General features: G+C 70.5%; 11 protein-coding genes. 5 read left to right on the forward strand and 6 right to left on the reverse strand.

Annotated features, from left to right (window positions below):
* Positions 1-1476: aminodeoxychorismate synthase component I (gene pabB / locus I73_RS24575; RefSeq protein ID WP_022983051.1), on the reverse strand; the 1476-nt coding region annotated here is incomplete at its 3' end.
* The gene (locus tag I73_RS24580; protein ID WP_022983052.1) at positions 1476-2123 is read right to left on the reverse strand and encodes a DedA family protein; all 648 of its coding nucleotides are present in this window, start codon (positions 2121-2123) and stop codon (positions 1476-1478) included. The genes pabB and I73_RS24580, both read right to left, overlap by 1 nt.
* Before the next feature lie 48 nt (positions 2124-2171).
* Here I73_RS24580 and mutL point away from each other — a divergent pair, with 48 nt between their 5' ends.
* The 4 genes from mutL to I73_RS24600 are packed head-to-tail and all read left to right on the forward strand — an operon-like array spanning position 2172 to position 7143.
* Entirely contained in the window at positions 2172-4079 is a 1908-nt protein-coding gene (gene mutL / locus I73_RS24585; protein ID WP_022983053.1) for a DNA mismatch repair endonuclease MutL, read from the forward strand.
* A gap of 29 nt (positions 4080-4108) precedes the next feature.
* Entirely contained in the window at positions 4109-5362 is a 1254-nt protein-coding gene (locus I73_RS32005; protein WP_022983054.1) for a pseudouridine synthase, read from the forward strand.
* Entirely contained in the window at positions 5349-6326 is a 978-nt protein-coding gene (gene miaA, locus I73_RS24595; RefSeq protein ID WP_022983055.1) for a tRNA (adenosine(37)-N6)-dimethylallyltransferase MiaA, read from the forward strand. Before I73_RS32005 ends, miaA begins: the two co-directional genes overlap by 14 nt.
* 43 nt (positions 6327-6369) lie before the next feature.
* Entirely contained in the window at positions 6370-7143 is a 774-nt protein-coding gene (locus I73_RS24600; RefSeq protein WP_022983056.1) for an MBL fold metallo-hydrolase, read from the forward strand.
* A gap of 85 nt (positions 7144-7228) precedes the next feature.
* Here the strand turns inward: I73_RS24600 and I73_RS30445 are convergent, their stop codons facing one another.
* The 4 genes from I73_RS30445 to I73_RS30460 all read right to left on the reverse strand — a co-directional run bounded on the left by I73_RS30445 (position 7229) and on the right by I73_RS30460 (position 11982).
* Positions 7229-8032: a GGDEF domain-containing protein gene (locus I73_RS30445; protein WP_148289917.1), complete on the reverse strand. Its 804-nt coding sequence runs from the start codon at positions 8030-8032 to the stop codon at positions 7229-7231.
* Between the two features lie 110 nt (positions 8033-8142).
* Positions 8143-9708, reverse strand: coding sequence for a DHA2 family efflux MFS transporter permease subunit (locus I73_RS30450; RefSeq protein WP_022983058.1), 1566 nt, complete (start codon positions 9706-9708; stop codon positions 8143-8145).
* A 31-nt stretch (positions 9709-9739) separates the two neighbouring features.
* Complete coding sequence (locus I73_RS30455; RefSeq protein WP_022983059.1) at positions 9740-10975, reverse strand: HlyD family efflux transporter periplasmic adaptor subunit; 1236 nt, start codon at positions 10973-10975, stop codon at positions 9740-9742.
* A 74-nt stretch (positions 10976-11049) separates the two neighbouring features.
* On the reverse strand, positions 11050-11982 hold the full coding sequence (locus I73_RS30460; protein ID WP_022983060.1) for an efflux transporter outer membrane subunit: 933 nt from the start codon (positions 11980-11982) through the stop codon (positions 11050-11052).
* On the opposite strand from I73_RS30460, the gene I73_RS33415 reads away from it, so the two are divergent.
* A partial coding sequence (locus I73_RS33415; RefSeq protein ID WP_022983061.1) for a dihydrodipicolinate synthase family protein occupies positions 11977-12328 on the forward strand: 352 nt, incomplete at its 3' end. The two genes, I73_RS30460 and I73_RS33415, sit on opposite strands and share 6 nt — an antisense overlap.

Consider the following 12328-nt stretch of genomic DNA (forward strand, 5'->3'; position numbering starts at 1 on the left):
CAGGCGCACCGGCCCGGCGGGCAGCTCGGTCAGCGGCGCATGCCGCAGAGACAGCCCCGCCTGCGGGGACCAGTCCAGCCGCGCCCGGTGCAGGCCCTGGCGCAGGGGGCCGGCCAAGGCCTCCTGCAGCAGCCGCTCGGCTTCGGCCCGGTCCAGCGCAAAGCCCAGGGCTGCCACGCTGGCATCCAGTCGCTGCAGATGGGCCGGCCACAGCAGCACTTGGCCGGCCTCGGCCCGCATCGTCTCGAACAGGCCCAGGCCCGGGTCCTGCGCCGACAGGAAGCGGGCCTTGAGCAGGCACTCCGCACGCTCGGGGCGGGCCTGGCTGTCCAGCACGATGCCGGCGCCCACGCCCAGCGTGAGCGGCCGGGTGTCCGCCTGCGGCGGGCCCAGCGTCAGGGTGCGGATGGCGACCGACAGCGCAGCCCGTCCCAGGCCGTCCCCGGGCTCCACCCAGCCGATGGCCCCGCAGTAGAGGCCGCGCGGCGCGGTCTCCAGACCCTGGATCAGCTGCATCGTCCGGTGCTTGGGCGCGCCGGTGATGGACCCGCAGGGAAAGGTGGCCCGCCACAGGGCCGGCCAGTCCACCTCCGGGCGCAGGCGGGCCTCGACCGTCGAGGTCATCTGCCAGACGCTGCGGTAGCCCTCCAGCTCGAACAGGGCCGGCACCCGCACCGAGCCCGTCTCGGCCAAGCGCCCCAGGTCGTTGCGCAGCAGGTCCACGATCATCAGGTTCTCGGCCCGGTTCTTCACATCCTGCTGCAGAGTCCGGGCCCGCTGCGCATCTTCGACCGGATCGGTGGTTCGCGCAGCCGTACCCTTCATCGGCCGGGCCATCACCTGCCGGCCCTCGACCTTCAGGAAGAGCTCGGGTGAGCAGGACAGCACCCAGCGGTCCCCGGACAGGGCCAGCAGCGCGCCATAGGCCACCGGCTGGCGTTCGCGCAGGCGGCGGTACAGATCCACCGGCGAGCCGAAGGCCTGGCCGTTCAACCGGAAGGTGTGGTTGACCTGGTAGGTCTCGCCGCGCCGGATGGCTTCATGGATGGCATCGATGGCGGCGTCAAAGGCGTCATCGTCCACGTCGGGCTGCAGGTCCAGCACACCCGCGGGCGCAGGGGTGTCCGTGCCGCCGGCCATGGTCGCCAGCCAGGCCGGCACCTGCGCGGCATCCAGCCGGTCGCAGCGGCGGAACATCAGGATCCGCAAACGGCCCACCTCGGCAGCCGGCTGGCGCGGGGCCAGGCCCTGCAGCGCCACACCCCACTCATAGTCGGCCAGCACCACCGCCCACAAACCGGCGCGCAGGTCGGCGTCCACGGCCTGCCAGCAAGCGGTCAGGTCCTCCGGCCCCCGGCTTTCATGGCAGGCCGCCAGCCCGGTCAGCAAGCGGCATGCGCCAGGCGCCGGATCCAGCGCATCGTCCAACAGGGCGAAGGCCTCGCCCGGCTGCGGGCGCGGCCAGGCCCCGCCCATCAGGCCACGGCCCCTTTGCGGCGGGCACGCCAGGCGCCGGCAATGGCCAGCACGCTGGGCACCAGGATCAGGGCCCAGATGATCTTCTCGAGATTGCCCTTGACCCAGCCGATGTTGCCGAACCAGTAGCCGGCCATCAGCACGCCCACCACCCACAGCGTGCCACCGGCCAGGTTGTAGGCGGTGAAACGGGCGCGCGACATGGCCGCCACGCCCGCCACGAAAGGCGCAAAGGTGCGGATGAACGGCATGAAGCGGGCCAGCACGATGGTGATGCCGCCATAGCGTTCGTAAAAGGCATGGGCCTGGGCAAAGGCCGCCTTGTTGAAAAAGCGCGAGTTCTCCCACTGGAAGACGCGTGGCCCGAGTCGGCGCCCGATGCTGTAGTTCAGCTGATCGCCCAGCACCGCGGCCACCAGCAGCACGGCCAGGCTCAGCGGCAGGTTCATCAGGCCGGCGCCGGCCAAGGCCCCCACGACGAAGAGCAGCGAATCGCCGGGCAGCAAGGGCATCACCACCAGTCCCGTCTCGACGAAGACGATGAGGAACAGCAGAGCGTAGACCCAGGGGCCGTACTGGGTCACGAACTCGGCCAGGTAGCGGTCCACATGGAGGATGAAATCGAACAGGGTCGGCAGCAGGTCCATGGCGCGGCATTATCGGCGCCCACCATGGCGCCTCTCTACAATCCGGGGATGAATTCCCCCGCGAACGGCCCGCTGGACGCCCCCCGCCGCCCCATCCGAGAACTGCCTGACGAGCTGGTGAGCCAGATCGCCGCGGGCGAGGTGGTGGAGCGACCGGCTTCGGTGGTGCGCGAGCTGGTGGACAACGCGCTGGACGCGGGCGCCGACCAGATCACCGTGCGGCTGGTGGCCGGCGGCATCCGGGCCATCGTGGTCGAAGACGACGGCTGCGGCATTCCGCCCGAGGAGCTGCCGCTGGCCCTCAAGCGCCACGCCACCAGCAAGATCGGCTCGCTGGCCGAGCTCGAGGGCGTGACCACCATGGGCTTCCGCGGCGAGGCGCTGGCCGCCATCGCCTCGGTGTCCGAGACCGCCATCGTCAGCCGCCCGGTCGACGCGACCCAGGCCCGCCGGCTGGACGCCCGCAGCGGCGAATTGCAGCCGGCTGCCCGCGGCCAGGGCACCAGCATCGAGGTGCGCGAGCTGTTCTTCAGCACGCCGGCGCGGCGGAAGTTCCTGAAATCCGAAGCCACCGAGCTGTCGCACGCGGTGGAAGCGGTGCGCCGCCACGCCCTGGCCCGCCCGGACGTGGGCTTTGCCATCTGGCACGAAGGCAAGCTGGTGGAGCAGTGGCGCCGCGCCACCCACGAGCAGCGCATGGCCGACGTGCTGGGCGCCGACTTCGTGGACCAGAGCCGCCCGGTGGATTTCCAGGCCGGGCCGATGCGCATCCTGGGCCGGGCCGGCCTGCCCGAGGCCGCCCGCAACCGCAGCGACCACCAGTACGTCTACGTCAACGGCCGCTATGTGCGCGACAAGCTGATCCAGCATGCGCTGCGCAGCGCCTACGAGGACGTGCTGCATGGCCAGCGCCAGCCGGCCTACGTGCTGTTCATCGACATCGAGCCCACGCGGGTGGATGTGAACGTGCACCCCACCAAGATCGAGGTGCGCTTCCGCGAGTCGGGCGAGGTCTACAGCACGGTGCGCCGCGCGGTGGAACGCACGCTGGCCCTGCCGGCCGGCGCGGCCCTGCCGGCGGCACCGCTGGCCACGCCCACGCCGGCCAGCCCGGATGCCCCTGCTTCTGCGCCCCAGGCCGGCTGGTCGGCCCCCGCCACGCCGGCGGGCCTGCCCTTCGGTGCCCAGCAGCAGCGGCTGAGCCTGGCCGACCTCTCGCTGCTCTACGCCCGCGAGGAGCCACGCACGCCCTGGGCCGCCCCCGCTCCGACGGTGTCCGGCCTGTCACCCGCCCCCTTCGTGCCCTCCGCACTGGTGGACCGCGGCGACCCGCCGATGGACCGCGCGGCCGTGCTCAACGGCGACTGGCCGCTGGGCCGGGCCCTGTCCCAGCTGGCCGGCGTCTACGTGCTGGCCGAAAATGCCCATGGCCTGGTGGTGGTGGACATGCACGCCGCCCACGAGCGCATCGTCTACGAGCGGCTGAAAGCCGAAGCCCGCGCCACCGGCATCGCCGCCCAGCCGCTGCTCATCCCGGCGAGCTTTGCGGCCACCAGGCTGGAGATCGCCACCGCCGAGGCCCGTCAGCCCGATCTGCATGCCCTGGGCCTGGACCTCAGCCCCCTGGGGCCGACGACGCTGGCCGTGCGCTCGCGCCCGGCCGCCCTGGCCGACGCCGACCCAGTGGAGTTGGCGCGCTCGGTGCTGCACGAACTGGCCGAACTGGCCGAGGCCGACGCCGGCCACCTGATCGAGCGGGCCCGCGACGAGCTGCTGGCCACCATGGCCTGCCACGGCGCGGTGCGGGCCAACCGCCGCCTGACCCTGGAAGAGATGAACGCCCTGCTGCGGCAGATGGAAGCCACCGAGCGTTCCGAACAATGCAACCACGGTCGTCCGACCTGGCGGCAGCTGACGATGAAGGAACTGGATGCCCTGTTCCTGCGCGGCCGCTGACACGCCCTCTGCCGACCTGAAAGACCCCCATGCGCTCCGACCGCAACATCCAACGCCCGCCCCGCCGCGCCACGGCACAGCGCGACACCGGCACCACCCCGGCACAGGCCCCGGCCCACGCTGGCGTCAAGGTCAGCTATGCCGAACCCCAGCGCCCCCCCGCTCGGGACCACCGTGACCATCAGGACCTGCGTGGCGGCGAGCGTCAACGCCAGGAAGAGCGCCCCCCGCGCCAGGATCGTCCGCTGCGCCGGGACCGTCCCGAACGCGCGGTCTCGCGCGAGGCCCGGCCCTGGGACGGCCCCGCACCGGCTGAGCGCCGGGACCGCCGTGCGGCGCCAGCGGTCGAAGGTCGGCCCGGCCGCCCACCCCGCCCGGATCGGAACACCCCGTCGCACGCACCCGCGCGCGCGCGCCACGAGGCGGGTCCTGACCGTTCCGGCCGCGGCCCGCAGCCTTCGTCGGCCCCGACGCCTGCGACACGCCCCTCCTGGGAAGCGCCCCACCCCGCCGTCCCTGCGCCAGCCCGTGTCGCGCCGGCGGACGCCGGGGTGCGCCTGTCCAAGGTGATGACCGAGCGCGGCCTGGCCTCGCGCCGCGAGGCCGATGAGTGGATCGACGCCGGCTGGGTCAAGGTCAACGGACAGATGGCCACGCTGGGCCAGCGCGTCACCCCCGACGTGGTCATCGAGGTGGACCCGGCCGCACGCCAGCAGCAGGCCCGCCGGGTGACCGTGCTGCTGCACAAGCCGATCGGCTATGTGTCCGGTCAGGCCGAGGACGGTTACGAGCCCGCCAGTGTACTGGTCACGCCCGGCAACCGCTGGACCGAGGACCCCTCCCGCAAGGAATTCCACCCCGGCCATGCGCGCGGCCTGGCCCCGGCCGGCCGGCTGGACATCGACTCCACCGGCCTGCTGGTGCTGACCCAGGACGGCCGCATCGCCAAGCACCTGATCGGCGACGACTCCGAGGTCGAGAAGGAGTACCTGGTGCGGGTGCAGTACACCCGCCCGGGCCAGTTCCCCGAAGAAGACCTGAAGCGGCTGAACCATGGCTTGGAACTGGACGGCGTGACGCTGCGCCCGGCCAAGGTGAGCTGGGCCAACGAGGACCAGCTGCGCTTCGTGCTGCGTGAAGGCCGCAAGCGCCAGATCCGCCGCATGTGCGAGCTGGTGGGCCTGAAGGTGGTGGGCCTCAAGCGGGTGCGCATCGGCAGCGTGGTGCTGGGCAAGCTGCCCCTGGGCCAGTGGCGCTACCTGCGCGACGATGAACGCTTCTGAGTTCCCGGGCCTGCGCTGGGTGGGTCTGGCCGGCCCCACCGCCTCCGGCAAGACGGCCGCGGCCCTGGCCCTGGCCGAGCACTGGCCGGTGGAAATCATCAGCGTCGATTCGGCCCTGGTCTACCGGGGCATGGACATCGGCACGGCCAAGCCCAGTGCGGCCGAGCAGGCCCAGGTGCCGCACCACCTGATCGACATCCTGGACCCGGTTCAGAGTTACTCCGCCGCCCAGTTCGTGGCCGATGCCCAGCGCCTGATCGAAGCGATCCGTGCCCGGGGGAAGCTGCCCCTGCTGGTGGGGGGCACCATGCTCTACTTCAAGGCCCTGATCGACGGCCTGGACGCCCTGCCCCAGGCCGATCCCGCCGTGCGGGCGGCCCTGGACGCCGAGGCCGCCGAGAGGGGCTGGCCAGCCCTGCATGCGGAACTCGCGCAGGTGGACCCCGTCACCGCAGCCCGGCTGGCCCCACAGGATGCCCAGCGCATCCAGCGAGCGCTGGAGGTCTGGCGGGTGACGGGCCAGCCGTTGTCGAGCTTCCACACCAGGGACAGCGCGCCATCCAAGGACGCCCCACCGGACCATCTGCTGCTCTCGCTGGAGCCCCAAGACCGGTCCTGGCTGCATGCCCGGATCGCCGAACGCTTTGCCCAGATGCTGGAAGCCGGCCTGGTGGACGAAGTCCGTGCCCTGCGCCAGCGTCCGGACCTGCACCTGCAGCTGCCCTCGATCCGCTGCGTCGGTTACCGCCAAGTCTGGGAAGCCCTGGACGCCGAACTGGAAGGCCCCCGCCTGCACGCCCGGTTGATGGAGACCGGCGTGGCCGCGACGCGGCAACTGGCCAAACGGCAGATCACCTGGCTGCGCGGCATGCAGCGTATTGCCATTGCGGCGGATCAGCCCCATGCCGGCGAGGAAGTGACAAAGTGTGTGGCTGAACGCCAGGGCAGCCCGAGCCGCACTTAATCTAGGTCAAGTTGTGCAACAGGCTGCGTCCCTAGGATGCACCATGCCTGTCACCCTCTTCAATCAGAACGGCCACGAGTGCCTGATGTTCACCGATCTGGCCGACGAGCACGCCGGCGAAGCGGTGCAGTCGAATCAGTTCCTGATCATCGACGACGGCACGGGGGCGATCATCGATCCGGGTGGCAACCTCGCCTACAGCGAGCTCTACCTGACGATGACCCGGCATTTCACGCCGCAGAAGCTGGAGGCCATCATCGCCTCGCACGCGGACCCGGACATCATCGCCTCGCTGGACCGCTGGACCACCTCGGCCACCCAGGCCAAGATCTATGTGTCCAAGATCTGGGAGCGCTTCATTCCCCACTTCTGCAAGCCCGGCAAGACGGCGGGCCGCGTGGTGGGCATTCCCGACCCGGGCATGCGCATCAAGATCGGCCGCCACGATCTGATCGCCCTGCCGGCGCACTTCATGCACGCCGAGGGCAACTTCCAGTTCTACGATCCGGTGAGCAAGATCTTGTTCTCCGGCGACCTGGGGGTGTCCCTGGTGGGAGGGGAAGTTGCCAAGAAGCCGGTGACCTCGCTGGCCACCCTGCTGCCGGCCATGGAAGCCTTCCATCGCCGCTACATGGTGTCCAACAAGGTGCTGCGCCTGTGGGCCGACATGGTCAGCACGCTGGACATATCCATGATCGTGCCCCAGCACGGCGCCCCCATGGCGGGGCCGGCCATCCAGGAATTCATCGCCTGGGCGCGGGATCTGAGCTGCGGCATCGACCTGGTCAGCTCGGCCAACTACCGCGTGCCGAACTGACTGGCCCAGCAGACCGGACCAGATGGGTCCGGCCAAACATGACAGCGGCGCCCTCGGGCGCCGTTTTTGTTCATCGAACGGGTGATCAGCCCGGTGCCACCGACCGGGACGGGTCGCTCTGCCGCGGCTGGATGGGTGCCGCACGCACACAGTTGCGGCCGGCATCCTTGGCGGCATGCAGGGCCGTCTCGGCCTCCTGGATCAGCCCCTCGAGCGCCATCTGGCCCGCGTGCACATGGGCCACACCCACGCTGACCGTGACCACCAGATGGGCCTTGTCCCAGCGGAAGGGGGTGGAGGCCACCTGCTGGCGGATGCGCTCGGCTGCATCCAGGGCGCCCAGGGGATCGGTGTGGGGCAGGAAGACCGCCAGCACGGCGCCGCCGAAGCGGGCCAGCACGTCGGACTGACGCAGCGTGGCGCTCACCCGGCGGGTGACTTCCAGCAGCACGGCATCGCCGCAGCGCTGCCCCATGGTGTCGTTGATGCGGCGCAGGTAATCGGCGTCGATCAGCAGCATCGCGCCATCGTCCCCGTAACGGCGGCAGCGCGCCCAGTCGCGCTCGGCCAGACGCAAGAACTGGCGGCGGTTGCCCACCCCGGAGAGTTCGTCATCGACGCACAGCAGTTCCCGCTGCTCGCCGGACTGGGCCAGGGCCCGGGCCAGGTTCAGGGCCACGTGCCCGGTCAGCAAAGCCGGCACGGAGGCCACCAGCCCGCCCACCAAGGCCGTGCCCCAGGAGGCATGGTCCAGGCTCAGGAGCACGGCGGCAACCACCACCCCCACCACGAGGGCAATGCCCACCTGAAACACCTGGGCGGACCGCCAACCCAGGCGGTCCAGTGTCAGCGACAGTTGGTGGGGCCACTGCCCCTGACGATCACTCATGCCCATCGTTGCCTTGTCGATGCTGTAGCCTCATTCGACCACATTTCGGCCCGGGCGTGCCCGGGCTTGAGGGCGGCAGACGTGAACTTTCGCCCATCCCACCGGAATGCTCAGTGGGCGCCGCCGACCTCCGCCGCACCGGCGCCATGGCCGGTTGGGCGTCGTGTGATCCAGATGGCGGCGATCAGCACCAGGAAGAGCACCGACGATACCCAAAAGACATCGTCAGCGGCAAGGGTAAAGGCCTGCTGGTCGATCAAGCGGTTGATCACCCCCCAGGCCTGCCCGGACTCCAGACCGCCCTGGGTCAGACCACCCGCTGCGGCATTCAGCGCGGGCGAGCCCACGGGCAGGGTCTCGGTCAACTGGGCATGGTGCAGCGTCGCGCGGTTCTCCCACACGGTGGTGGCGATCGAGGTGCCCATGGCACCCGCGGTGATCCGCACAAAGTTGGACAGACCGGCCGCGGCGGCGATGCGCTCCGGCTTCAGTCCGGCCAGCGTGATGGTGGTCAGCGGGATGAAGAAGAAGGCCATGGCCCCGCCTTGCAGCACCGTGGGCCCCAGAATGTGGATGAAGTCGGTGTCGGTGGTGAAGTTCGAGCGCATCCACAGCACCGCGGAAAACACGATGAAGGCCCCGGTGGCCATGACCCGCGGGTCCCACTCGCTGACCTTGCGACCCACGATGGGCGTGAGCAGGATGGCCAGCACGCCCACCGGCGCCAGCGCCATGCCGGCGTCGGTGGCGGTGTAGCCCATCCACTGCTGCAGCCACAGCGGCATCAGCACCACATTGCCGAAGAACAGGCCGTAGGCCATCGACAGGGACAGGGTGCCGAAGGCGAAGTTGCGGCCGCCAAAGAGCTTGAGATCGACCACCGGGTGGTCGTCGGTCAACTCCCACACCACGAAGACGGCGAAAGCCACCACCGCCACCACGGCCAGGGTCACGATGGTGACCGAGGCGAACCAGTCCAGTTCCTTGCCCTTGTCCAGCATCAGTTGCAAGGCCCCGACCCAGATGACCAGCAGGGACAGGCCCACGGTGTCGATCGGCAGCTTGCGCGTGGGGGTCTCGCGGTGGCGGTAGATGCCCCAGGTGAGCGCCGCGGAGAGCAGCCCCACCGGCACGTTGATGTAGAAGATCCAGGGCCAGGAGATGTTGTCGGTGATCCAGCCCCCCAGCAAGGGCCCGACCACCGGCGCGACCAGGGTGGTCATGCCCCAGAGCGCCAGGGCCATGCCGGCCTTGGCCCGCGGGTAGCTGGCCAGCAGCAGGGTCTGCGACAGCGGGATCATCGGCCCGGCCACCAGGCCCTGGAGGACCCGGAAGCCCACCAGCATCTCCAGCGACATGGCAAAGCCGCACAGCCAGCTGCTGACGACGAAGAGCAGCACGCTCCAGGTGAACAGCTTGACCGCACCGAAGCGCTGGGTCAGCCAGCCGGTGAGTGGCACCGAAATGGCATTGGCCACGCCGAAGCTGGTGATGACCCAGGTGCCCTGGTTGGGGCTGACCCCCAGGTCGCCGGCGATGGCGGGAATGGACACGTTCGCGATGGACGAATCCAGCACGTTCATGAAGGTGGCCAGCGACAGCGACACCGTGCCCAGCAGCAGGGGCATGCCGTGCAGCGGTGTCGGCTCGTTGGCGGCCGAGGGGGCCTGGCTCATGGCAGTCCGTCTCCGGAAAAGGCTGAGGCGCTCAATGGGCGGCTTGGGAGGCCGGCGCAGCCGCACGGGCCGGCGCGCGACCCAGGTTGGCGGCGATCAGTTGCTTGACCAGCGCGTCGGCGTCGCGGTCCTGGGCGCTGTAGACGTCCGTGGAGGAGGCGGGCTGGGTGCGCGGCTGGTCCGACAGCAGCTTGCCCGACTGGTCCGCGGTGTCGACCGTCACGTTCATGGACAGGCCCACCCGCAGCGGATGCTCGGCCAGTTCCTTGGCATCCAGCGAGATGCGCACCGGCACGCGCTGGACCACCTTGATCCAGTTGCCCGTGGCGTTCTGCGCCGGCAGCAGCGCAAAGGCGGCACCGGTGCCGGCGCCCAGGCCAACCACCTTGCCGTGGTAGACCACCTTGGTGCCGTAGACATCCGCCTCCAGCTCGGCCGGCTGGCCGATGCGCAGCCCCTGGAGCTGGCTCTCCTTGAAGTTGGCGTCCACCCACAGGTCGCTGAGGGAGACCACCGTCATCACCGGAGCCCCGGCCTGCACGCGCTGGCCCAGTTGCACGCTGCGCTTGGCCACCTGGCCATCGGCGGGCGCCAGCAGCGTGGCGCGCTGCAGGGCCAGATAGGCCTCGCGCACCTTGGCGGCGGCGCGCTGAACGGCCGGGTGATCGGCCACGCTGGTGCCGTCGACCATGGCCTGGCTGGCGGCCAGTTGCTCGCGCGCGGCCTGAGCCGCCGATTCCGCGGCGGATTCGGCGTTGCGGGCCGCCACCAGTTGCACGCTGGCGTGCTGGAACTCTTCCTTGCCCACGGCGCCCGTGCTGACCAGGGCGCTGCGGCGCGCCACATCGTCCTTGGCCCGGCTCAGCTCGGCCTGGGCGCGGGACAGATCGGCCTCGCGCAGGGCCAGTTGGGCCTGCAGGGCCGCCGTGTTGGCGTAGAGGCCGCGGGTTTCGCGCACGGTCTGGGCCAGTTGGGCCTCGGCCTGGTCCAGGGCCACGCGGGCATCCGCGGTGTCCAGCTTGACCAGCGGCTGGCCTGCCTTCACGAAATCGGTCTCGTTGGCCTGCACAGCCACCACCGTGCCGCCCACCAGCGGCGTGATCTGCACCACGTTGCCGGAGACATAGGCATTGTCGGTGTCTTGCAGGTGGCGACCGACCATCCAGTGGTAGATGCCCCAGCCGGCGCCGGCCACCACCACGGCAGCGGCAATCACGGTCAGGCCGCGGCGACGGGTGGCGGCGTTGCTTGTCGTTGAATCGTTCATGTCAGGAACTCTTGAAGGTTGTGCGAGCCGAGCTCGTTCGAATGCGATGCGGTCAACCTGGCGGTGCCGCGAGATCAGGGGGTCGCGGAGGCGGCGCCATCGGCCACGCGGGCCGACTCGGCTTGCCATCCCCCGCCCAGGGCCGTGGCGAGGTCCACCGCCGCCGTGGCGCGTCGGGACTGCAGGTCCACCGCCGCCCGCTGCTGCGCCAGCCACTGGGTCTCGGCGTTGAGCACGCCCAGGTAGTTGGTCAGGCCGGCACGGTAGCGGTCCCGGGCGATCTGCCAGGCCTTCTCGGCGCTGGCCAGCGCCGCCGACTGCTCGCCCTGCTGGCGCTCGAGCGACTGCACCGAGCCCAGGGCATCGGCCGCCTCGCGCACGGCGGTCAGCACAGTGGCGTTGTACTGGGCGACCACCGCGTCGCGCTCGGCCTCGCGACCGCTCAGCTGCGCGGTCAGGCGACCACCTTCGAACAGCGGCAGGTGCAGCGCGGGGCCGAAGCTCCATTCGCGGCTGCCCGCCTCGAACAGATTGTTCAGGCCCAGCGAGGACAAGCCCGCCAGACCACTGAGCTGGATGTCCGGATAGAACTCGGCGCGTGCGCTGCGGATGTTGGCCCCCGCCGCCTCCACCCGCCAGCGCGCGGCGGCGATGTCGGGGCGACGGCCCAGCAGGTCGGCACCCAGACGGTGTCCGCTGGCGCTCAGGCCGGCGCTGGGCAGGCTCGGATTCAGCCCGTCCAGCGCGTTGACAGGCTGCGCGGTGAGCGCCGCCAGGGCATGACGGGCCAGCATGATCTGCTCATCGATGGCCTCGATCTGGTTGCGCGCGTCGGGCAGTGCACCCTCGCTCTGGGTCAGCTCCAACGCGGTATCCAGGCCGGCCGCCACGCGTTGGCGGGTCAGGCCCAGCATTTCCTCTCGCTGGGCCAGCGTGCGCTCGGCCACCTTCTTCTGGGCGACCAGCCGCCCCAGGGCAGCATCGTCGCGCTGGTGACGCCGATGCACGAAGACGGCAGCGTCGACTACGACGCGCTCAAGGCACTGATCGACTGGCACATCGCCGAAGGCACCGACTGCATCGGCGTGGTCGGCACCACGGGCGAGTCGGCCACCGTCGACGTGGAAGAGCACTGCGAGATCATCCGCGTGGCCGTCGAGCACGCCAAAGGACGCGTGCCCATCCTGGCTGGCGCCGGTGCCAACAGCACCGCCGAGGCCATCTCGCTGTCCAAGTACGCCAAGGAAGTCGGCGCCGACTGCACCCTGCAGGTCGTGCCTTACTACAACAAGCCGTCCCAGGAAGGCATCTACCGCCACTTCCGCGCCATCGCGGAGGCCGTGGACATCCCGG

The organism is Ideonella sp. B508-1, assembly GCF_000333615.1.
Taxonomy (GTDB): Bacteria; Pseudomonadota; Gammaproteobacteria; order Burkholderiales; family Burkholderiaceae_C; genus Ideonella.